The 20,563-nt window shown below is 59.5% G+C and carries 21 protein-coding genes, 1 tRNA gene and 1 pseudogene; 6 read left to right on the top strand and 17 right to left on the bottom strand.

What is annotated here, in order from left to right:
- Positions 1–63 precede the first annotated feature (63 nt).
- From FHT28_RS06970 to pcsA, 11 genes and pseudogenes are all read right to left on the bottom strand, one after another.
- Positions 64–765: a DUF502 domain-containing protein gene (locus FHT28_RS06970; protein ID WP_047561750.1), complete on the bottom strand. Its 702-nt coding sequence runs from the start codon at positions 763–765 to the stop codon at positions 64–66.
- Positions 766–945: 180 nt separating this feature from the next.
- Positions 946–2,772 carry a glutamine--fructose-6-phosphate transaminase (isomerizing) gene (gene glmS / locus FHT28_RS06965; protein ID WP_047561748.1) on the bottom strand — a complete coding sequence of 609 codons (1,827 nt, stop codon included), beginning with the start codon at positions 2,770–2,772 and terminating at the stop codon, positions 946–948.
- A 117-nt stretch (positions 2,773–2,889) separates the two neighbouring features.
- Entirely contained in the window at positions 2,890–4,251 is a 1,362-nt protein-coding gene (gene glmU / locus FHT28_RS06960; RefSeq protein WP_168595833.1) for a bifunctional UDP-N-acetylglucosamine diphosphorylase/glucosamine-1-phosphate N-acetyltransferase GlmU, read from the bottom strand.
- A 101-nt stretch (positions 4,252–4,352) separates the two neighbouring features.
- Positions 4,353–5,099: a FadR/GntR family transcriptional regulator gene (locus tag FHT28_RS06955; RefSeq protein ID WP_047561746.1), complete on the bottom strand. Its 747-nt coding sequence runs from the start codon at positions 5,097–5,099 to the stop codon at positions 4,353–4,355.
- A 16-nt stretch (positions 5,100–5,115) separates the two neighbouring features.
- Positions 5,116–5,411, bottom strand: a pseudogene (locus tag FHT28_RS06950) (sugar ABC transporter permease YjfF); the annotation flags it as partial.
- Between the two features lie 142 nt (positions 5,412–5,553).
- The gene (locus tag FHT28_RS06945; RefSeq protein WP_037202043.1) at positions 5,554–6,630 is read right to left on the bottom strand and encodes a BMP family ABC transporter substrate-binding protein; all 1,077 of its coding nucleotides are present in this window, start codon (positions 6,628–6,630) and stop codon (positions 5,554–5,556) included.
- Positions 6,631–6,685: 55 nt separating this feature from the next.
- Positions 6,686–7,606 (bottom strand): ABC transporter permease, encoded by a 921-nt coding sequence (locus FHT28_RS06940; protein ID WP_047638091.1) that lies wholly within the window; start codon positions 7,604–7,606, stop codon positions 6,686–6,688.
- Complete coding sequence (locus FHT28_RS06935) at positions 7,603–8,688, bottom strand: ABC transporter permease (RefSeq protein ID WP_113118259.1); 1,086 nt, start codon at positions 8,686–8,688, stop codon at positions 7,603–7,605. Before FHT28_RS06935 ends, FHT28_RS06940 begins: the two co-directional genes overlap by 4 nt.
- On the bottom strand, positions 8,678–10,252 hold the full coding sequence (locus FHT28_RS06930; protein WP_113118260.1) for an ABC transporter ATP-binding protein: 1,575 nt from the start codon (positions 10,250–10,252) through the stop codon (positions 8,678–8,680). Before FHT28_RS06930 ends, FHT28_RS06935 begins: the two co-directional genes overlap by 11 nt.
- 41 nt (positions 10,253–10,293) lie before the next feature.
- Complete coding sequence (locus FHT28_RS06925; protein ID WP_113118261.1) at positions 10,294–11,274, bottom strand: quinone oxidoreductase; 981 nt, start codon at positions 11,272–11,274, stop codon at positions 10,294–10,296.
- 11 nt (positions 11,275–11,285) lie between these two features.
- On the bottom strand, positions 11,286–12,011 hold the full coding sequence (gene pcsA, locus FHT28_RS06920; RefSeq protein WP_113118262.1) for a phosphatidylcholine synthase: 726 nt from the start codon (positions 12,009–12,011) through the stop codon (positions 11,286–11,288).
- Positions 12,012–12,223: 212 nt separating this feature from the next.
- On the opposite strand from pcsA, the gene FHT28_RS06915 reads away from it, so the two are divergent.
- Positions 12,224–13,426 (top strand): UbiH/UbiF family hydroxylase, encoded by a 1,203-nt coding sequence (locus tag FHT28_RS06915; RefSeq protein ID WP_168595832.1) that lies wholly within the window; start codon positions 12,224–12,226, stop codon positions 13,424–13,426.
- Here FHT28_RS06915 and FHT28_RS06910 read toward each other — a convergent pair.
- Positions 13,403–14,365, bottom strand: coding sequence for an AEC family transporter (locus FHT28_RS06910; protein WP_168595831.1), 963 nt, complete (start codon positions 14,363–14,365; stop codon positions 13,403–13,405). The genes FHT28_RS06915 and FHT28_RS06910 overlap by 24 nt on opposite strands.
- A 52-nt stretch (positions 14,366–14,417) precedes the next feature.
- Positions 14,418–15,170, bottom strand: a complete 753-nt coding sequence (locus FHT28_RS06905; protein ID WP_047557667.1) for a cytochrome c biogenesis CcdA family protein — start codon at positions 15,168–15,170, stop codon at positions 14,418–14,420.
- A gap of 272 nt (positions 15,171–15,442) precedes the next feature.
- Between FHT28_RS06905 and FHT28_RS06900 the strand changes: the two genes are divergently transcribed.
- Together FHT28_RS06900 and FHT28_RS06895 are read left to right on the top strand one after the other, a co-directional pair.
- Positions 15,443–15,730 carry a PsiF family protein gene (locus tag FHT28_RS06900; RefSeq protein ID WP_168595830.1) on the top strand — a complete coding sequence of 96 codons (288 nt, stop codon included), beginning with the start codon at positions 15,443–15,445 and terminating at the stop codon, positions 15,728–15,730.
- A gap of 404 nt (positions 15,731–16,134) precedes the next feature.
- Entirely contained in the window at positions 16,135–16,347 is a 213-nt protein-coding gene (locus FHT28_RS06895; protein ID WP_037202019.1) for a hypothetical protein, read from the top strand.
- A gap of 32 nt (positions 16,348–16,379) precedes the next feature.
- Here FHT28_RS06895 and FHT28_RS06890 read toward each other — a convergent pair whose 3' ends face one another.
- Positions 16,380–16,583: a hypothetical protein gene (locus FHT28_RS06890; RefSeq protein ID WP_168595829.1), complete on the bottom strand. Its 204-nt coding sequence runs from the start codon at positions 16,581–16,583 to the stop codon at positions 16,380–16,382.
- Positions 16,584–17,026: 443 nt separating this feature from the next.
- A tRNA-Lys gene (locus FHT28_RS06885) sits at positions 17,027–17,102 on the bottom strand.
- Between the two features lie 377 nt (positions 17,103–17,479).
- Between FHT28_RS06885 and FHT28_RS06880 the strand changes: the two genes are divergently transcribed.
- The 3 genes from FHT28_RS06880 to FHT28_RS06870 all read left to right on the top strand — a co-directional run bounded on the left by FHT28_RS06880 (position 17,480) and on the right by FHT28_RS06870 (position 18,882).
- Positions 17,480–17,737 (top strand): GlsB/YeaQ/YmgE family stress response membrane protein, encoded by a 258-nt coding sequence (locus FHT28_RS06880; RefSeq protein ID WP_037202013.1) that lies wholly within the window; start codon positions 17,480–17,482, stop codon positions 17,735–17,737.
- A 168-nt stretch (positions 17,738–17,905) separates the two neighbouring features.
- Entirely contained in the window at positions 17,906–18,112 is a 207-nt protein-coding gene (locus tag FHT28_RS06875; protein WP_168595828.1) for a hypothetical protein, read from the top strand.
- Between the two features lie 155 nt (positions 18,113–18,267).
- Positions 18,268–18,882, top strand: a complete 615-nt coding sequence (locus tag FHT28_RS06870; RefSeq protein WP_168595827.1) for a GntR family transcriptional regulator — start codon at positions 18,268–18,270, stop codon at positions 18,880–18,882.
- Positions 18,883–19,039: 157 nt separating this feature from the next.
- Here FHT28_RS06870 and FHT28_RS06865 read toward each other — a convergent pair whose 3' ends face one another.
- Together FHT28_RS06865 and FHT28_RS06860 are read right to left on the bottom strand one after the other, a co-directional pair.
- On the bottom strand, positions 19,040–19,852 hold the full coding sequence (locus tag FHT28_RS06865) for a ferredoxin--NADP reductase (protein WP_037202007.1): 813 nt from the start codon (positions 19,850–19,852) through the stop codon (positions 19,040–19,042).
- Positions 19,853–20,042: 190 nt separating this feature from the next.
- Entirely contained in the window at positions 20,043–20,555 is a 513-nt protein-coding gene (locus FHT28_RS06860) for a DUF934 domain-containing protein (RefSeq protein WP_047638313.1), read from the bottom strand.
- Positions 20,556–20,563 lie beyond the last annotated feature (8 nt).

Here is a 20,563-nt window from a genome sequence, read left to right as displayed (position 1 = left end):
AGAGACATGACAATTCGCGCAGGGCGCGAGAATAGGCTGTCGACAATAGCGGAAGAGCGATTTCTAGGTGAGAGACTTCATCGGAACCGGGGTGCGCGGCCCCTTCATCGCGACCAGCTCTTCCTTGTATTCGGGCGAAACCAGGCCACCGGAAATCAGAAGCTTGGCGCCATCCTCGGGGCTCATGTCGAGAATCGTAATCTTTTCACGCGGCACGAAAACCAGGAACCCGGCTGTCGGCACCGGTGTCGGCGGCAGGAAAACCGCAACCATATCCTGGCCCATGGCGTTGAATTTCGAAGCAATCTCGCCCTTGGCGTCGGTCGATATGAAAACCATGGACCAGAGGCCCGGGCTTGGATATTCGATCAGCCCCACCTTCTTGAACGACGTGCCCTGTTCCTTCAGCACGGTCTCGAAGATCTGCTTGACGCTCTTGTAGATGCTTCGCACGAGCGGAACGCGAGTGACGATCGACTCGCCAAAGCGGACGATGCTCTGCCCGATCAGGTTTTTGGCCAGGAAACCGACAACCGTGATGAAGATCATCGCGATCACGAGGCCAGTGCCGGGGACGGCGAAATTCAGATAGCTTTCAGGGTCGTAACGCGCCGGGATGTAGGGCCGCACCCAACTATCCGCCCAATGCACGACTGACCATGTGAGCCAGAGCGTGATGGCGATCGGAGCGCAGATGATCAGGCCGGCCAGGAAGTTGTTTCTGATCCGCGTCGGCACGGACATTTTGATGAGTTTTTCAGTCATTCGCCGTTCGAAAACTCCGTTCCGCCGCCCACCTTTATCAGGCAAATTTTCCCCCACCATCTCCTTCAAGAAGCGTGCCAGAAATTGGCGCGGCATACAACCCGCCAGTCCCGCCGGCGCACCGAACAGGCGGCCGACTCACGACGACGTGACCGCAGGATGAATGAAAGGAAGTGAGGCCTACTCTACCGTCACCGATTTGGCGAGGTTGCGCGGCTGATCGACGTCCGTGCCCATGAAGACCGCTGTATGGTAGGCCAGCAATTGGATCGGCAGCGAGAAGATGATCGGGGCGATGATTTCGTCAACAACAGGCAGAATGATGGTCGCCATGGTCGGTAGCGTCGATGCGGCGGCACCCGCATCGTCGGTGATGAAGATGATCCGGCCGCCTCGCGCTGCCACTTCCTGCATGTTGGAAACGGTCTTGTCGAAAAAGCGGTCAAAGGGCGCGATGACGATGACGGGCATGTTCTCATCGATCAGCGCGATCGGCCCGTGCTTCAGCTCGCCGGCCGCGTAGCCTTCGGCATGGATGTAGGAGATCTCCTTCAGCTTCAGCGCCCCTTCCATGGCAAGCGGGAAGCTGGTGCCACGGCCGAGATAGAGCACGTCCTTGAACTTGGATATCTCTCGCGCGAGGCTTTCCATCTGCGGCTGAATGATGTTCAGCACGCGCGCCATGATGCGAGGCATCTCGACCAGGTGGCGCACCATGTCCTCTTCCTCCTTGGCGCTCACCGTGCCGCGGGCAACGCCCGCTCCGATCGCGAGGGAGGCAAGGACGGCGAGCTGGCAGGTGAAGGCCTTCGTCGAGGCGACGCCGATCTCCGGGCCGGCCAGGATCGGAAACACGGCATCGGATTCACGCGCGATGGTCGATTCCCTGACATTGACGACGGCGCCGATCTTCAGGCCGTTGTCCCGGCAATAGCGTAGCGAGGCCAGGGTATCCGCCGTCTCGCCGGATTGAGAGATGAACAGCGCCGCCTGCGAGGGCGACAAGGGCATTTCGCGGTAGCGGAATTCGGAAGCTACATCGATTTCCACGGGAAGCCGGGCATAGCGCTCGAACCAGTATTTGCCGATCAGACCGGCGAGATAGGCAGTGCCGCAAGCGGAGATCGCCAAGCCGGAAACGCTGCCGAAATCGATCGCCGATGCGCTCTGACGGACGCGATGACTGTCGAAATCGACATAGTGGCTGAGCGCGTGCGAGATCACCTCCGGCTGCTCGTAGATTTCCTTTTCCATGAAGTGGCGATGGTTGCCCTTATCGACCACATAGGCGGTTGCCTGCGAAACCTGCCGCGGCCTGCTCACGTCGTTGCCGTCGAAATCGATGATCGTCGCGCCGTCGCGGGTGACGATCGCGCAATCACCGTCGACGAGATAGGTAATCTCGTTGGTGAACGGCGCAAGCGCGATTGCGTCCGAGCCAAGGAACATCTCCCCGCTGCCATAACCGACGGCGAGCGGCGGGCCTGAGCGCGCCGCCAGCAACGTGCCGGGATCGCTCTGGAACATCACGGCCAGCGCGTACGCGCCGGTGACGCGGTTCAGCATCTTCAGCATCGCGGCACGCGGATCGAGGCCATCCTGAACGTACTTGGCCAGCAGATGAGCAACGACTTCGGTATCCGTCTGCGAAGCGAACACCTTCCCCTCGGCCTTTAGCTCCTCGCGTAACTCGGAGAAGTTTTCGATGATGCCGTTATGGACGACGGCGACACCTTCGACGAAATGCGGATGGGCGTTGGTTTCATTCGGAACGCCGTGGGTTGCCCAACGTGTGTGGGCGATACCGGTCGTGCCGGGCAGAGGTTCGGCCTCCAGCCGCCTTTCCAGATTGAACAGCTTTCCTTCCGCGCGGCGGCGATCCATCATGCCTTCATGGATGGTGGCGACGCCGGCCGAATCGTAGCCGCGGTACTCGAGGCGCCGCAGCGCATCCACCAAACGGCCCGCTACAGGCTTCATTCCGACGATCCCAACAATGCCGCACATACAACTCTCCGTCTGGCCTCAAATTTGAAGGCAAGTCCTAACTATTCTAACAGTTTTCACAATTGCCACGATGGTCACTTTCGGTTTCCAACCGTTACGGGACCATCTACTTTAGGCTTAGTGGCCACCCTTCTTGGCGGCTTTGATGGCGAGTGCCCTCTCGCGTATCAGCTTGGCACGCTCCGGCTTTACCTCTTGCCGCGCCCGGCCGAAGGCCAGCGCGTCCGCCGGGACGTCATCGGTGATGACGCTGCCGGAGGCGACATAGGCGCCGTCGCCGATGCGCAGAGGTGCCACGAGCGACGAGTTGGAGCCGACGAAGGCGTTGGCGCCGATATGAGTCTCGTACTTGTTGACCCCATCGTAGTTGCAGGTGATGGTGCCGGCACCGATATTGCTGCCGGCACCGACAGTCGCGTCGCCGATATAAGTCAGATGATTGACCTTGGCGCCCTCGCCGATCTTGCCGTTCTTCACCTCGCAGAAATTGCCGACCTTGGAACCGCCGGCGAGATCGGCGCCGGGTCGCAACCGCGCAAACGGCCCGACCGTCGCACCGGCGCTGACATGCGCACCCTCGATATGCGAGAAGGCATGAACGACCGCGCCTCCCTCGATGACGGCGCCGGGACCGAACACGACGTTCGGTTCGATCATCGCATCCTGGCCGATCACGGTGTCGTAGGCGAGAAACACGGTTTCCGGCGCAACCATAGTGACGCCCGACAGCATCAGTTCGTGACGCCGCCGCTCCTGCCAAAGACGCTCGATGACGGCAAGTTCGGCCCGGTTGTTGCAACCGGTCATCTCCACTTCCGGCGCATCGACCGCCACGGCGCGGCCGCCGAGCGAACGAGCGATTTCAACGAGATCGGTGAGATAATATTCGCCCTTGGCATTGTTGTTGCCGATGCGGTCGAGCAGATCGAGCGCCTTGCGGCCGTTGATCGCCATCAGGCCGCTGTTGCACCACGTGACCGCCAGCTCGGCATCCGTCGCATCCTTCGCCTCGCGGATGGCAATCAACTCGCCGTCCTTGACCAGCAGCCGACCATAGGCATTCGGATTATCGGTGTGAAAGCCGATGACCACGATATCATTGCCTTCAGCGAGCCCCTGGCGGGCGGCGCGCAGTGGCACGTCGGTGAGCAGCGGCACGTCTCCGTAGGCAACGAGAATGTCGTCATAACCTCGAGCGATCGCCTCACGGGCTGCAAGCACGGCATGGCCGGTGCCAAGGCGCTCTTTCTGCAGATAGGAGTCCACTTCGACGCCGTCGATCGCCGCTGCCGCACTCACCTCATCGGCGTTGCGCCCCACGACCAGTGCCGCTGCCGAAATATCGGTCTTGGCGATCGATTCCATGACATGCGCGATCATTGGCCGACCGGCGATCGGATGCAGAACCTTCGAGATCGATGATTTCATGCGGGTACTGTCGCCGGCAGCGAGGATGATGGCGAGGCAGGTGCGTTCCATTTCAGGCTCCGAGATAAACATCAGGCGCCGCCCGTGACCGGGCGCTGTCCCCTCATAGCAACTAGTCGAGCGGTGAACTACGGCGAAATTAGAAGTCGCCCTTACGCCTCGACAAGAGCCGCGAAAGCCTCCAGGACGTGTTGACGTCCGTCGATGATGACGAATTCCATGGCCTTGTGCGCCGCCAGGGCATCATGCGCTGCAATGGCTTCGACGATGGCCATATGCGTGTCGGCAATATTGCTGAAGCCGTTGCTGGAGGGTGGCGCACTCATGCGGAACATGCCGACCAGCGCAGCCTCGATAAGCCCGCCGAGCGACCGCATGAACGGATTTTGCGACGCCTCGGTAATGGCCAGATGGAAATGAAGGTCGGCAACGGCCAGACTGTCGGACGTATGATGCGGGGCCGCCATGGAGGCCGCAAGCCGCCGCAGCAAATCGATGTCCTCGCGGCTGGCCCGTTCCGCCACCAGGCTGGCGGCGAAAGGCTCGAACGCCATGCGTATATCGTAGAGGTGGAGAAGAAACTCCTTGTTGACCCCGCTTTCGAAATGCCAGTTGAGCACTTCGTTGTCGAACATGTTCCAATAAATCTTCTCGGTGACACGCGTGCCGACACGCGCGCGCGGCACAACCATCCCCTTTGCCGCCAGGGTCTTCATGCTTTCGCGCAGAACAGTGCGGGATACCTTGAAGCGCTGCAGAAGTTCGCTGTCCCCCGGAAGGATGCTACCGATCGGGAAGACGCCGGAGACAATTGCCTTGCCGAGATCGTCGACCACCTGTGCATGGCTCGTCCGCGACTTTCCCTGGGGTTTTCTCGTATCAAGCATTCGGCTGCGCAAGCACTCTGTCCTTCCCTCAGACGTAACGTCGATTGAAACGAGAAAGCAGCAGAAAACTCTCGGGCATCAGAATATATGCAAACTGCAGCAGGCCGATCAGGCCGTCATCCACCCGTTGGAAAGCGTTCCATCAAAGGCGATGTAGGTCTGAAGCTGATCCTGTATCAGAATTCCGATGAATGCTCCTCCGCCGAACCCCGCTCCTCCCGTTAGCAGTGTTCCGCCCATCACCACGACAAGCTCAATGCTCACCATGACAAGCGAATATCCCGCTGATGTATAAATGGAAAAAACGATTCCGGATAGACCAGCGAAGTCCCGTCAAGGGCCCTCTCCCCGACCCTCGATCAAAAAAACATATAGTAGTACTTTTGTAAATCAGTATTCGCTACCGCAACACAACAAAAAAGGGGCACCAAGGGCGCCCCTTTCAACTCATGCCATTTCGTCTGCCTTACTTCGAAGCGGGCAGCTTGTCGTCGACGCCCTCGATGTAAAAGTTCATGCCGAGCAGAGTGCCGTCATCGGCCTTCTCGCCGGCCTTCAGCCAAGGTGTGCCGTCCTGCTTGTTGATCGGGCCGGTGAAGGGTGCGAGTTCGCCGGACTTGATCTTGGCTTCGGTTTCCTGAGCCATCTTCTTCACGTCGTCGGGCATGTTGGTGTAGGGCGCCATTTTCAGGATGCCGTCCTTCAGGCCGTCCCAGTTCTGCTCGGACTTCCACGTACCGTCGAGCAGCGCGTGAACGCGCTTGGAGTAATAGTTGCCCCAGGTGTCGACGACGGCCGTCAGCTGCGCCTTCGGGCCGGCGGCGATCATGTCGGAAGCCTGACCGAAGGCGTGGATGCCGCGCTCTTCGGCCACCTGCATCGGTGCCGTCGTGTCGGTATGCTGGGTCAGGATATCGACGCCCTGGTCAACCATGGCCTTGGCGGCATCGGCTTCCTTGCCCGGGTCGAACCAGGTATTGACCCAGATGACCTTGAGCTTGAAGCTCGGATCGATCGAGCGGGCGCCCTGCTCGAAGGAGTTGATGCCCATGACGACTTCCGGGATCGGGAAGGAAGCGATGTAGGCGGCGCCGTGATTCTTCGACATCTTGGCAGCGATCTGACCCAGGATATAGCGGCCTTCATAGAAGCGCGAATTGTAGGTCGCGAGATTCGGGCCGCTCTTGAAGCCGGTCGCATGCTCGAACTTCACCTTCGGGAACTTGGCCGCAACCTTAACGGTCGCATCCATGAAGCCGAACGAGGTGGAGAAGATCAGAGAGCAGCCGGAGCGGGCAAGACGTTCGATGGCACGCTCGGCGTCGGGGCCTTCCGGCACGTTCTCGAGATAAGGCGTATCGATCTTGTTGCCGAATTCCTTCTGAATCTGCTGACGGCCGAGATCGTGCGCCTGCGAGTAACCGCCATCCGTGTGCGAACCGACATAGACAAAGCAGACCTTGGTCGGCGCCGCTTCGGCCGCAGCCGCGAAACCAACGATGGCAGCGGCTGTCGTGGCGAGTGCGAGTGCTAGTTTTTTCATGGTTACCCCTATTGGTTTGACATGTTTTTACAAAAATCCGTCCGGCTGTTTGTCCTCAGCGCTCCGGAACGAAGGCCTTGCCGAGCGACGCTGGCGTGTTGATCAAGGTCGCGCGGCGATTTTGTGAGATGATGACGAGAACCACAATAGTCGATGCATAGGGCAGCATCGACAGGAATTGCGAGGGAATGCCGACGCCGAAGCCTTGTGCGTGAAACTGCAGGATCGTCACGGCGCCGAAGAGATAGCCGCCGGCCATGACGCGCATCGGCCGCCAGGACGCGAAGACGACGAGCGCCAGCGTCACCCAGCCGCGGCCGGCCGACATGTTCTCGACCCATTGCGGCGTGTAGACCAGCGACAATTGCGCGCCGGCAAGCCCCGCGCAGCCGCCGCCGAACATGACGGCGAGATAGCGCGTGCGGATGACATCGATGCCCAGCGCATGCGCGGAACCGTGACTGTCGCCGACGGCGCGCAGCTTCAAGCCGGCGCGGCTGCGGAAGAGGAACCAGTTGACGCCGATGAGCAGCGCGATCGAGAGATAGAAGGTCAGGTCCTGCTTGAACAGCACCGGCCCCACGAGCGGAATATCCGATAGCAACGGGAAGACGATTTCTCGCAATTGCACGCCGGGCACGCTGACATAGCCTTCGCCGATCATCCCGGAAAGACCGAGGCCGAGGATGGTCAGCGCGAGACCCGTAGCGACCTGGTTGGTCACCAGCGTCAACGTCAGGAACCCGAACAGCAGGGAAAACAATGCGCCGGCGATGATGCCGGTGACGAGGCCCACATAGGGCGATCCGGTCATCTGCGCGCCGACGAAGGCGGCGACCGCGCCCATGATCATCATGCCTTCGACGCCGAGATTGAGCACGCCAGAGCGCTCCACCACCAGCTCGCCCAAGCCGGCAATGACGAGCGGCGTCGAGGCCGTGATGATGGTGAGGAGGATCGCTTCAAAGACACTCATGCCGCACCTCCTCGAACCCGCGACCAGATCAGGCGGATCTTATAGTAGATTAGCGTATCGCAGGAGAGCACGAAAAACAGCAGCAACCCCTGGAAGACACTCGCCGCCTTGGCGGAAATACCGGGCGACAATTGTGCCGCCTCGCCGCCGAGATAGGTCAGCGCCAGCACGAAGCCGGAAAGGATCGCACCGAGAGGATTGAGACGTGCCAGGAATGCAACGATGATGGCGGTGAAGCCGTAGCCTGGCGAGATCGCCGGCTGCAGATGGCCGATCGAGCCGGCGACCTCGGAAATGCCGGCAAGACCCGAGAGCGCGCCGGAAAAGAGAAAGGCGAACCAGACCATTTTCCGCGAGGAGAAGCCGGCGAACCGACCTGCCCGTGCGGACTGACCAAGCACGGTTATCTCGAAACCCTTCAGCGTATATTTGATCATGAACCAGGCAAGGATCGCCGCGACGACGGCAAAGACGATACCCCAATGGGCACGGCCGGAATCCTCCCAGATCGCCGGCAACACGGCCTCCGGCGGAAAATCGATGCTCTGCGGAAAATTATGCCCCTGTGGATCGCGCCACGGCCCCCGTGACAGCCAATCCAGAAAGAGCTGTGCGATATAGACGAGCATCAGGCTCGTGAGGATCTCATTGGTGTTGAAATGCGCCTTCAGCAGCGCCGGAATAGCGCCATAGAGGGCGCCGCCGATGGCGCCGGCGATCAGCATGAGCGGCAGGATCATCGGCGAATGCCAATCGGTGAAGACGATCGGGATGAGGGAGCCGGTGACCGCGCCGATGGAGAACTGACCTTCCGCCCCGATGTTCCAATTGTTGGAGCGGTAGCAGACGCAGAGGCCGACGGCGATCAGGATCAGCGGCCCTGCCTTGATCGCCAGTTCGTGCAGCGACCAGACTTCCAGCAGAGGCTCGACGAAGAAGGCGTCCAACGCCTCCACGGGGTCCTTGCCCATGACGGCGAACATGATGGTGCCGGCGATCAGCGCCAGCGCGAGGGCAAGCAACGGCGACAGTATGCCGAACAGTTTCGAGACCTGCGGGCGCTTTTCAAGTTCAATGCGCATGCGCGGGCTCCGAATGCGTCCTGGATTCATGCAGACCGCTCATCAGCAGGCCGATCTTTTCGCGGGTGAGTTCGCCGGCGGGGTATGAAGCTGAAAGCCGGCCTTCCGAGATGACGGCGATATCGGTCGCCACTTCGAAGATCTCGTCAAGATCCTGGCTGATAACCAGCACAGCCGAACCGTCACGGGCAAGATCGACCAGTGCCTGACGGATGCGGCTCGCGGCCCCTGCGTCCACACCCCAGGTCGGCTGGTTGACGACCAGCACGCTCGGCTGGCGATCGAGTTCTCGACCGACGATGAACTTCTGCAGATTGCCGCCCGAAAGCGCGCCGGCGGCCGGATCCTCGCCGCTCTTGCGCACATCCATCGCTTCGCAGATCCGCTTGGCGGCCTGCTTGACGACGCCGTGACGGATGATCTTGAGGAAACGACCGCGCAGAAATGCCTTGCTGTCCGATTGGTTGCGCGCCAGGACGAGATTGTCCGACAGCTTCATCGCCGAGACGGCGGCGTGTCCATGGCGCTCCTCCGGCACGAAACCGGCACCGAGCAACCGGCGCGTATTGATGCCCTTGGTGCCGACCGCCTGGCCGCGCACATGGATCAGATCGTCCGATGGGACGGTGTACTCGCCGGAGATGACGTCGAACAGCTCGCCCTGCCCGTTTCCGGCAACGCCTGCGATTGCGAGAATTTCGCCGGCACGCACACGCAACGAAACGTCCTTCAGCGACATGGCAAAGGGAGTCCGCGCCGGGACGGACAGACCAGCGACCTCGAGCTGAATGTCACCCGCACTCCCAAGTCCCTCGTGCTGCACACTGGCAACGTCACTGCCGACCATCATGCGCGCAAGCGAACCCGTCGTTTCCTGCCGCGGGTCGCAGGCACCGGTCACCTTGCCGTGGCGAAGCACGGTGGCGCGCGAACAAATGCGCTGCACTTCTTCCAGGCGATGGCTGATGTAAAGCACCGAGCGCCCTTCGTCCCTCAGCTGGAACAGTGTCTCGAAGAGGCGATCGGCCTCTTGCGGCGTCAGCACCGAGGTCGGTTCATCGAGAATGATCAGCTTCGGATTCTGCAGCAGCGCACGGACGATTTCGATGCGCTGGCGCTCGCCGACAGAGAGATCGGCCACATGAGCGTTCGGATCGAGCGGCAGGCCATAGGCTCGCGACAGCCTCGCGGCCTCTTCCGATATTTTCGCGATCGGGATCTTGCTGTCGAGCGACAGCGCGATATTTTCGGCAACCGTCAGCGCCTCGAACAGCGAGAAATGCTGGAACACCATGCCGATGCCGAGCTTGCGGGCCGTGCCCGGCGAGTCGATCGCAACGGGTTGGCCCTGCCAGACTATTTCTCCATGCGTCGGCTCCAGCACGCCGAACAGCATCTTTACGAGCGTGGATTTGCCTGCGCCGTTCTCGCCGAGCAGAGCGTGAATTTCGCCCGGCTGGATTTCCAGATCGATTTCATTGCAGGCAGCAAAACTACCGAACAGCTTCGTCAGTTTGCGAACCGATAGTAACGCACCGGTTGCCGGCACATCAGATGACGACACGTTCCCCTCATTTCCTTCCCACCGTCCTGCCCTTTATGGATCTATGGGATCAGCAGTGTAGTTCCACTTGTTCTTCTTGCTTCCAGATCCGAGTGCGCGCGCCCAGCATCAACAAGCGGATAGGTCTGATGGACATTGATACGCACTTTGTTGCTTTGCACAACAGCAAATAACGCCCCGGCGCTGCCTCTCAACTCTTCCGGTGTGGAGACATAGGCGAAAAGGCTCGGGCGCGTCGCGAAAAGCGAGCCCTTCTGATTGAGGATGGCGAGATTGAAATTCTCGATCGGACCCGAGGACTGGCCGAAGGTCACCCACATGCCTCGCGGCTTCAGGCAATCGAGCGAATGCGGGAACGTATCCTTGCCGACCGAATCGTAGACGACGTCAACGCCCTTGCCGCCGGTAATTTCCCGAACGCGGTCAGCGAAATTCTCCCGGCTATAGTCAATGACGTGGTCATAACCATGCGCCAGTGCCAGCTCGACCTTTTCAGCCGAACCGGCCGTGCCGATCACGGTGGCGCCCAGCGCTTTCGCCCATTGACCTGCGATCAGGCCGACGCCGCCGGCTGCGGCGTGGAACAGCAGCGTGACGCCGGGGCCGACCTTGAAGGTGCGGTTCAGCAGATATTCGGCCGTCATGCCCTTCAGCATCATCGCCGCCGCCGTTTCGAGCGGGATATCGTCAGGCACCTTGACCAGATGACGGGTCTCGATATTACGCTCGACGCTATAGGCGCCATCGCTGCCGGCATAGGCGACGCGGTCGCCGACTGAGAAATCGGAGACGCCCGCCCCGACCGCGGTGATTGTACCGGCGGCTTCCTTGCCGAGCGGCAGCGGAAAGTAAGGCGCCTTGTAAAGCCCAGACCGGAGATAGACATCTATGAAATTCAGTCCGATCGCGGCATGGCGGAGCTGCACTTCTCCGGCAGCAGGCGGCGGCAGATCCACCTCCTCCAGCTTCATGACATCAGGACCGCCGTTTTCATGGATGCGAATGACCTGGGTCTTGTTCATGATGCGCAATCCTATTGACGCCCGAGGGACGGAAAAAACTGCAACATGGCGCCGATGCAGTAAAGATAGATGCCGCTGATGATGAAGAGGGCAACCGCCCATTGCGGCATGACGAAGTGCATCAGCAGCGAATAGACACCGAGCGCCGACCAGAAGAGGAATATGCCGAGATTGAGCGGCCGCAACCGTCTGACGCGCACGGGGTGCAGGAAATTGATGGGCAGGAAGGTCAAGACGACGGAAACACCCACGAGGATCATGGCGGTCGTGGCGCTGGCATCGATGACGAAGAGCGTGAAGATTACCATGTTCCAGACGACTGGGAAGCCGGAGAAAAAATACTCGTCCGTCTTCATGCCGGTATCGGCGTAATAGATGGCGCTGGAGACCACGATCATGCCGGCGGCGACAAACGACCAAGGCTCGCCGATCATGCCGCTTTCATAGAGCGCGAAGGCCGGTAGCAGCACATAGGTCACGTAATCGATGATATTGTCGAGCGTATCGCCCGACCAATTGGGAAGGACTTCCTTGACCCGGACCTTGCGCGCGATCGGCCCGTCGATACCGTCGACCAGCAGCGCCAGGCCAAGCCACCAGAACATATCGACAAAACGATGCTCCGAGGCTGCAACGACGCCGAGAAAGGCGAGAAAAGATCCGGATGCCGTCAATATATGGACGGAGAAAGCACGAATCTCCGCATAAGGCACCCGCTTGTATTTGAAGATTTTCATCCGCCCCGTGACTCGTCTGCTTATGCACCTGCCCCGGCAGGCGGTTTTTCTCGCTAATATGCATCCTTTGGTCTCTACCGCCAGCGCAAAAGCGTCCATCCCGTCACGCTAGCGCGACTTCCTGTCATTTTCACCCGCTGCGATGTTTCATCCCATGGATTTCAACAGGCTAAGCGCCTATTTTCAGAACGAGTGGCAATTGAGGCATCGATATGAAGCAGATTGAAGTGGCCGTCATCGGCGGTGGCCTGGCCGGCATGATCACGGCGTTCGCGCTTGCGCGCGGCGGACGATCGGTCGCCCTGGTGGCCGCGCCGCACAACAAGGCCGACAGGCGGACGACGGCGCTGATGGATCAATCGATCCGCTTTCTCGAGCGCCTGACGCTGTGGGACAAGATCGCGCCCTCGGCGGCTGCATTGACGACCATGCGGATTATCGACGGCACATCGAGGCTGCTGCGTGCGCCGACTATCTCGTTCAGATCGTCGGAAATCGGCCTCGACGCCTTCGGCTACAATATTCCGAATACCGTGCTGCTTGGCAGCCTCCATGACGCCATCGAGGCGGAAGCAAATATCAGCTGCATCGAGGCCAGCGCCTCGGACGTCACCTTTCGCGACGATGGCGTAACGATTGCGCTCGACAACGGCGATTCGATCGATGCCGCTTTCGTCGTCGGTGCCGACGGACGCAATTCGATGGTGCGCGAGGCTTTGGGCATCAAGGTCAAGGGGTGGTCCTATCCGCAATCCGCCATGGTTCTGAACCTTGCGCACTCCCTGCCGCATCAGAACATCTCGACGGAATTTCACACCGAAAGCGGCCCCTTCACGCAGGTCCCCTTGCCCGGCAACCGCTCCAGCCTCGTCTGGGTGCAGAAGCCGGCGGAAGCTGCCGCCAATGCCGAAAAGTCGCTCGAAGAACTCGGAAGACTGGTCGAGGAGCGCATGCAATCGATGCTCGGTCGGGTGACGATCGAGGACAATGTGCAGGTCTGGCCGCTCTCCGGCATGACAGCGCATCGTTTCGGCAAGGGCCGCGCCGCCTTGATCGGCGAAGCCGCCCATGTCTTTCCGCCGATCGGGGCGCAAGGCCTGAACCTGAGCCTGCGCGATATACTGGCATTGTCAGACATCGTCTGCACCCGCGCTGATCAGCCGATCCCGCGATCGGCCGGCGACAATTTCGACCGCAAGCGCCGCGTCGACATCATCAGCCGGACGACAAGTGTCGATCTCCTCAATCGCTCGCTTCTGTCGGATTTCCTGCCGATGCAAATGCTGCGCGCGGCGGGGCTGCATGTGCTCTCCGCCATCGCGCCGCTCCGGAACATCGTCATGCGCGAAGGTATCGAGCCCGGCGGCAGCCTGCGCAACCTTCCCTCTCTGCTACGGGAAAAGCTGCGTCGGTAAGGCGCCGGAATTTATCAGATAGAGCACCAGCGAGACCGTCACGACGGAACAAGCCGTTGTGATCAGGATGGTGGCGGAGGCTCGCTCCTGCCAGACACCATATTGCTGCCCGATGACGAAGACATTCGTTGCCGTCGGCAAAGCGGCGAGCAGCATTGCCGCTTCGATCCAAATCGGATCGAAGCCACCGACAGCCTGCAGCACGATATAGACGACAAGCGGATGCAGGATGAGTTTCGCCGGCACGATATAGCCGATCTCGACCGGAACCCGCTTCAACGGCCGCAAGGCAAGCGTCACGCCCATGGCAAATAGTGCACAGGGCGCAGCCGCTTGCGCAAGATAATTGACAAATCGCTCGAAGGCGACCGGCTGCTGGAGCGAAAGTGCTGCCACGGCAAAACCGAGGGCAGTCGACAGGATGAAGGGGTGCAACAGCACCTTTCGGGCGATATCCGCGGCAAGGCGCCAGACGGAGCGCTTGTCTCCACCTTCCAGAGCCATCAGAGCCGGCGCGACGATGAAGTGCGGTGCGTTTTCGAAACACACGATCAGCGCGACGGGAACGGCTGCCTTCTCTCCCAGAGCCAGAAGCGCTAAGCCCGGCCCCATGTAGCCGATATTGCCGTAGGCTCCGGCAAAGGCCTGGATCGTGCTGTCTGCGAGCGAATTGCGTCGCAGGAAACGCCCGATCAGAAACAGCAGGAGAAAGATCGAATAGGTCGCGGCGATATCGGTGGCGATGAAATCGATTCGCGTCAGCTGTTCGATCGGCGTTTGCGAAACGAGCTTGAAGAACAGAGCCGGCAATGCCGCATAGATGATGAACGTATTGAGCCAGCCAAGCGCTTCCGCCGGTTGCTTCGTGATGCGCGCTGCAATGTAGCCGATCAGGATCAGGCCGAAGAATGGCAGCAGCAGACCGACAACGTCAGCCATCGGGCATATTCCATTTTGCCGTGAAAAATGAAGGCGAAGGATATCGCCCGACTTAGCCGATTTTCATCAGGATTGGAAAGGTCTGCTGAAACCAGATCGCCATGTCGCTGATATAGCCGAATATGAAGGCGAGCCCGGTCAGCACCAGAAGTCCGCCCATGATCTTCTCGACCGTGCCGAGATGACGGCGGAAGCGAGACAGAAAGCTCATGAAAGCGCCGGAAAAGCCGGCGGCGATCCAGAACGGAATGGCAAGCCCCAGCGAATAGACCGCGAGCAGACCAGCGCCCGCACCAACCGTCTCACGAGAGGCGGCGATGCCGAGGATGGCGCCGAGAACCGGGCCGATGCAGGGCGTCCAGCCGAAGGCGAAGGCAAGGCCCATGATATAGGCGCCCGTCAACGTCGCCGGCTTGCCGCTGCCGTGGAAACGCGCCTCGCGAGCAAGAAGGCCGATGCGGAAAACACCGAGGAAATTCAAGCCCATGATGACGATAATCAAACCGCCGATCTTCGAGAGAACATCGAGATGCTGGCGCAGCAGCAGGCCGATGGATGAAGCACCGGCGCCGAGCGCGACGAATACCGTGGCGAACCCCAGCGTAAAGAACAGCGCCGACATCAGCACATTGCCGCGGACGCTCGGCCCTGCGGCGACAGCTGCTCCACCGCCGCGAAACTGCTCGACCGAAATCCCGGCCATGTAGCAGAGATAGGGCGGCACGAGCGGCAGCACGCAAGGCGAAAGAAACGAAAGCGCCCCGGCGATCAAGGCACTGAGAAGCGAGATATCGGCAAGCGACACGATGGACTCCGGCTATGTCATTTCCCCATCTTCCTAGCTTCGCGAAAGCCTGAAAGCCAATCACCTTTTCGAGGGCGACGGCTGCCAAACCTTTATAGTGAAGCAACCGGAACGCACATCTTGCCGCCCGAGACAGGCGGGCAAAAGGCGCGACCAACAGCCGCAGAGCAGCCCAACGAACAAATTGCTTTTGCTTAAATATTGGTTCAAGCTGTCAACGTTCGTCGAACAACGTACATTCCACCCAAGTTAGTTAGCGGAGGAAAAGCCCCATGCGAATTGCTACCATGTTCACGACTGCAGCCTTTGCCGCCCTCTTCAGCGTAAGCGCCATGGCACAAACGGCGACACCCAGCACAACGACGACGACCCCCAGTGCCGCGACGTCGACACCCGCGATGAAGTCGACGACCAGCACGGTCAAGCCAAAGGCGATGAAGCCTGCTCAAACGTCCGTTTCCAAAGCATGCTCGGCTCAGGCCGACGCCAAGGGCCTGCATGGAAAGGCACGCGCCAAGTTCCGCAGCGACTGCAAGAAGAACGGCGGCAAGGCGGCATAGCATCCGAGGTTCTTCTCCCTCAATGATCAACCTTGCCGTTGAAATGACGGTAAGGTTGATCGCTGCGACGCGTCAGTCGCTCCTGTCAGATATTCCGGATGAAAATGCGCGCGTATGGCTTTGAAGGGCCACCCGTTTGGGGAAGTTCGTCGTTCCCTGGTTATTCCGGAAGAGTGGCGCCCTTTTCATGTTCATCGCACACAGCTCCGTTGCCACCGAGGTCTGTTTTCTACCTCTCATACACGATCGTTGCGAACGGCTATGTCTGCCGGCATCCCGGAGGCTACGAATGATCGCACTCCAGCTACGACAGCAACGTTTCGCAATAAAGGAGCAAAACCTGGGAAACCTGCTGAAATTACAACTCATCCCTGTTCGATCGAATAAATGGACGGAGCAGGAAATTGAAAGCAGCCATAAATCCTCCCCCTTCGGAAGAAGCGTCGCAGGCGAGATATCTGGCCGCCTGCCTTTTCGCCCTTGAACCTTCCATCGAGAGCCTTCTTGCCGCGGCCTTGAAATCCGGCTGGAAACGCGAATATGTTCTCCTGGCGATCATCGCCATCGCCATGAATGACGGCAAGGAGACGGTGCCGCCGAAGCTGCTGCATTCGTAATATGCGGAACTAAATTCCCCGATCCCTCGAGCCTACTTCTCCCTCGGCTTGAGCTCTTTCGTCGCCGGATCGATTTTGCCGTCCGCAAGCCTGTTGCGGGGATCGGCAACCAGCGGCGCCTTTTCGTCCGCGTCCGCCTCCTGTTTTACGCCATGCGCCTTGCTGTGCTGTATCTTCGCGAGCGCCTGCGTATTTTCCTTTCCGCGACGCGGATCATGGGATTCTTCGTCTGCCATCGTATCTCTCCTATTGTCTCAGTGGGAAACACGAGTGACTCGATTAGGTTCCAGAAAACTGACGCGCTGCCGACGCGCGTCGCGCTCTTGAGCGAGCGCCATTAAACTAAATTAGTTTTCACAAAAATAATTCGGGCGCACTGAAACTATCCGTGAGACCGCACCGTATATCCGGAAAAGAATGGAACCGGAATCTGCAAAGACAATCGGACACCTCCACCCGTCCCCGGCGACCCGCCCGGCACCGAAGACGGCGGAAACGGTCACCTCTGCACCGTTTCCGCAGCGTCCGGCGGCGCGGAAGCGCAAAGCCCGCCGTCGGGCGCGCTTTTTGTCCGCTGAGACCGGCGGCATCGCGAAAATCAAGCGCACATTCGCGCCAACCGCGCGACAAACGACGTTGTCTCAAATTAATGATATTCAACTTAAGTTTGAAAAGACTATGGTGAGAGCGATGGGGCTCGAACCCATGACCTACTGATTAAAAGTCAGTTGCTCTACCAGCTGAGCTACGCTCTCCCTCTGCGCGGGCGATTTTCACCCCGGCTGGAAGTGCGCGGAACATATGCAGACGCCCTATTGCGGTCAACCCATAAAATCGAGGCTGTGGCACCCCCAAGGCGCTTTTCCTCATCTCCAGGCGGTCAAAACGCTGCGTTTCGCCGATCGGATTACCCGGACGGCATGCCAAAGCTTGGATTCGAAGCGATGAAGAGGCCGTAATGTCGGAGAATCAGCTCCAACACACCGGAACAATCGTAACAATTACCCCTAATAATCAGGGTTGCGCTCAAGGGATCCAGCAGTTTGCCGTTCGCAATTGTTGGGGGGCGAATCGTTTTTCGTGTATATCAGACATTGTTAACAACCCGTCGGGTCCTCAGGAGGTTCTTTTTATGGAAGATGCACACGTCGGTTGGATTGCAGCAATTATCATTGGCGGCCTAGCGGGCTGGTTCGCCGAGATGATCATGAAAAGCAACACAGGCATCATCATGAACATCATTCTCGGCATTATCGGCGCGCTCGTCGCCAGCTGGTTATTTGGCGTGCTCGGTATCCAGCTGCCTTTCCATCTATGGCTGAATTACCTGATCACGGGCTTCATCGGCGCCTGCATCCTGATCTTCATCGGTCGATTGATCAGGAGATAGCGGCGTATCCGGGCGGAACCCGCCCGAATAGGGACGGAGAAAGAGGGAAGACGGGATTCCGCCTTCCCTTTTTTGTTGCATTCTGCTGGCGCAACGCACGCCAAAGGCCTTTCCAACTCCATCCGCGACGCTATCTAGCAAAGTGGAACCGAAAAGGAGGTTGGAAGGATGACGGAAGACGCCAATCGGACGCCAGCCCGCAAGGTCATACGCGGTCGCCCCTACAGCATCACTGAATTTGCACGGAAATATCGCCTCGACGACGAGGAGGCGAAGCGCCTCTTCTATAAGTTCGGCCCATCGGCCACCGAGCTGGACCTGCTGATGGCCGCCAAGCGGAAGCCGCCAACCTTGTTCTCGGCCATCGAACACTGATGCGATGGCGCCTGCCTCTCCGCCTTAATTCGGCGAGCCGGCGCGACCCGTGACGCCAGCCGCCGGCACTGATATATCACAATTGGTTGCCTTCGGTTGCCTTCGTCGGCGCGAGGTGACACTGTGCGCCATATCTGTTCGGTCGGACGTCTTGCATGCAGAACTCGCTTAGCCACCTCGCCTATCTGGCGCTCGAGTACCAGATCGTGACGCTCGAGCTTAAGCCCGGAGCGCTTGTCACCGAGAAGCAGTTGATTGAGATGGCGGGGCATGGGCGGACGCCGGTGCGCGAGGCGATCCAGAAGCTCGCATGGCAGGGGCTGATCCATGTGCGCCCGCGCGTCGGTCTGCAGATCGCGGAGATTCGTCCCGACGACCATCAGCATGTCATTCAGGTCAGGCGCGAGCTTGAGCCGATCGCTGCCACACTTGCCGCCGTTCATGCGGATGAGCAACAGCGCGAGCAGCTACAGGAATGCGCGCGCCTGATGGCGGATTGCGCGGTAACGGGCGACCTGCCCGGCTTCTTCGCAGCAGACAAGACATTCGACGAGATCTTGGAAGTCGCCTGCCCGAACAACTTCATCATGGCCGCTCTCGGACCGGTGCAAACACATTCGCGACGGCTCTGGTATTCCGGTGCGACGCCCGATCGCACCGATCATTCGATCGCGATGCATATTCGCGTCATAAAGGCGATTCATGATGGCGATGCCGACGAGGCTCGCGCGGCTATGGCATCGCTGATCGATTATCTCGGCAGCCTATGAAAAAGCGGTCCCGTTGCCGCGACCGCTCTTCCATCTCTGCATGCCAGGCAATCGATCCAGAGCATTTTGCGCCTTTCTTCGAATCGCGAAAACGCTCCATTCTCTTGCCTTTCGCATTCCGGACGGAAAACCGCTACGCACTCTTCCTGGAAATGCTTCAGCCGACGAAGGCGCGTTCGATGACGAACTCAGCCGGCTTGCTGTTGGCGCCTTCCGTGAGGCCCGCCTTTTCGAGAAGGTCCTTGGTATCCTTCAGCATTGCGGATGAACCGCAGATCATGCCGCGATCAACTGTTATATCGAGCGGTGGTACGCCCAGATCCGCGAAAAGCTTGCCGTTCTCGATGAGATCGGTGATGCGGCCCGTGAAGGGGAAGTCCTCGCGGGTAACAGTCGCATAGTGGCGCAGCTTGTCGCCGACGACCTCGCTCAGAAGTTCATCGTTGCGAATTTCTTCGACCAGATCGAAACCGTATTTGAGTTCGGCCACATCCCGAGTGGTATGAGTGAGGATGACCTCCTCGAACTTCTCATAGGTTTCGGGATCGCGGATCAGGCTCGCGAAAGGCGCGATGCCCGTGCCGGTCGAGAACATGTAGAGCCGCTTGCCAGGCGTCAGCGCGTCGAGAACCAGCGTGCCTGTCGGCTTCTTGCGCATCAGCACTTCGTCGCCCGGCTTGATATTCTGCAGATGCGATGTCAGCGGGCCATCGGGCACCTTGATCGAAAAGAACTCGAGTTCGTCGGCCCAGGCCGGGCTTGCGATCGAATAGGCGCGATAAAGCGGCTTGCCATCGACCATGAGGCCGATCATCGCGAACTCGCCGGAGCGGAAACGGAAGCCTTGCGGCCTGGTCATCGTAAAGCGGAAGAGCCGGTCGGTATAATGCGTGACGCTCAGCACCTTCTCGGCGAAAACGCCTGCCGGTACTGCGGAAACAAATTCATCTGTCTTGGCGGGGGCGTTCATTCTGTCTCGGATCCCGTATTCGTCTTACACGTCATTCCTGGCAGGCTCATTGCGCGAGGCTAATATTACAATATAGCCCGATTTAAAAGGTATTCCATTTCGCCCGGCCGCACGCGACTAAAATTTGTATATTTCAGTCAAGATTACTTCCAGCCGACGTTACATGCATCGATAGGCGCAAATACGGCAATCAGGCCGACTTTGCCGGCAATCGCCGCCAGCTATAGGCCTGCCCGGCTTCGGCCGGGCGGGCGGTCGGCTGGTAATAATGCGGAATGCCCGGCAACCGGTTTTCCGACAGCCGCTTCAATGCGGTTTCATTGGTAACAGCGAAACTGTCGATGCCGACCCGCAACATCAACGGAATCTGGTCGATCAGCACGTCGCCGACGGCGCGCAGCTCATTGGCGTAGCCAAGGCGCTCGCGAAGCAGCGAGGCATGGCTGAAGGCGCGACCATCATTGAAGGCCGGAAAGGCAACTGCAACGATCGCGAGGCGATCGAGATAGGGCCGCAGCTTCGTCACATCGTCGGCCGGCTTGATTACCACGCCGAGGCCGACATCGTTGCTCTCTTCAGCCTTGGCGATCAGGGCATCGAGGCTGAGCAGCGGCTTCTGGCTCTCGCTCGCCTTGACCTCATCGGTCTCGATGACCCACGGATCGTTTTCTACAAAACCGGCTTCCCGCCAAATCTTCGTCATGGTCATCT

The sequence above is a fragment of the Rhizobium sp. SG570 genome (genome assembly GCF_012275345.1).
In the GTDB taxonomy this organism is placed as follows: Bacteria; Pseudomonadota; Alphaproteobacteria; order Rhizobiales; family Rhizobiaceae; genus Rhizobium; species Rhizobium lusitanum.
Note: the sequence above shows the minus strand (reverse complement) of the source record. Positions and strands in the feature narration are given on the sequence as shown.

Bases quoted from the DNA above. Each gene is read 5' to 3' on its own strand.
- FHT28_RS06970 (WP_047561750.1), bottom strand. From the start codon at position 765: ATGACTGAAAAACTCATCAAAATGTCCGTGCCGACGCGGATCAGAAAC.
- glmS (WP_047561748.1), bottom strand. From the start codon at position 2,772: ATGTGCGGCATTGTTGGGATCGTCGGAATGAAGCCTGTAGCGGGCCGT.
- glmU (WP_168595833.1), bottom strand. From the start codon at position 4,251: ATGGAACGCACCTGCCTCGCCATCATCCTCGCTGCCGGCGACAGTACC.
- FHT28_RS06945 (WP_037202043.1), bottom strand. From the start codon at position 6,630: ATGAAAAAACTAGCACTCGCACTCGCCACGACAGCCGCTGCCATCGTT.
- FHT28_RS06940 (WP_047638091.1), bottom strand. From the start codon at position 7,606: ATGAGTGTCTTTGAAGCGATCCTCCTCACCATCATCACGGCCTCGACG.
- FHT28_RS06935 (WP_113118259.1), bottom strand. From the start codon at position 8,688: ATGCGCATTGAACTTGAAAAGCGCCCGCAGGTCTCGAAACTGTTCGGC.
- FHT28_RS06925 (WP_113118261.1), bottom strand. From the start codon at position 11,274: ATGAACAAGACCCAGGTCATTCGCATCCATGAAAACGGCGGTCCTGAT.
- pcsA (WP_113118262.1), bottom strand. From the start codon at position 12,011: ATGAAAATCTTCAAATACAAGCGGGTGCCTTATGCGGAGATTCGTGCT.
- FHT28_RS06915 (WP_168595832.1), top strand. From the start codon at position 12,224: ATGAAGCAGATTGAAGTGGCCGTCATCGGCGGTGGCCTGGCCGGCATG.
- FHT28_RS06910 (WP_168595831.1), bottom strand. From the start codon at position 14,365: ATGGCTGACGTTGTCGGTCTGCTGCTGCCATTCTTCGGCCTGATCCTG.
- FHT28_RS06900 (WP_168595830.1), top strand. From the start codon at position 15,443: ATGCGAATTGCTACCATGTTCACGACTGCAGCCTTTGCCGCCCTCTTC.
- FHT28_RS06890 (WP_168595829.1), bottom strand. From the start codon at position 16,583: ATGGCAGACGAAGAATCCCATGATCCGCGTCGCGGAAAGGAAAATACG.
- FHT28_RS06880 (WP_037202013.1), top strand. From the start codon at position 17,480: ATGGAAGATGCACACGTCGGTTGGATTGCAGCAATTATCATTGGCGGC.
- FHT28_RS06875 (WP_168595828.1), top strand. From the start codon at position 17,906: ATGACGGAAGACGCCAATCGGACGCCAGCCCGCAAGGTCATACGCGGT.
- FHT28_RS06870 (WP_168595827.1), top strand. From the start codon at position 18,268: ATGCAGAACTCGCTTAGCCACCTCGCCTATCTGGCGCTCGAGTACCAG.
- FHT28_RS06865 (WP_037202007.1), bottom strand. From the start codon at position 19,852: ATGAACGCCCCCGCCAAGACAGATGAATTTGTTTCCGCAGTACCGGCA.
- FHT28_RS06860 (WP_047638313.1), bottom strand. From the start codon at position 20,555: ATGACGAAGATTTGGCGGGAAGCCGGTTTTGTAGAAAACGATCCGTGG.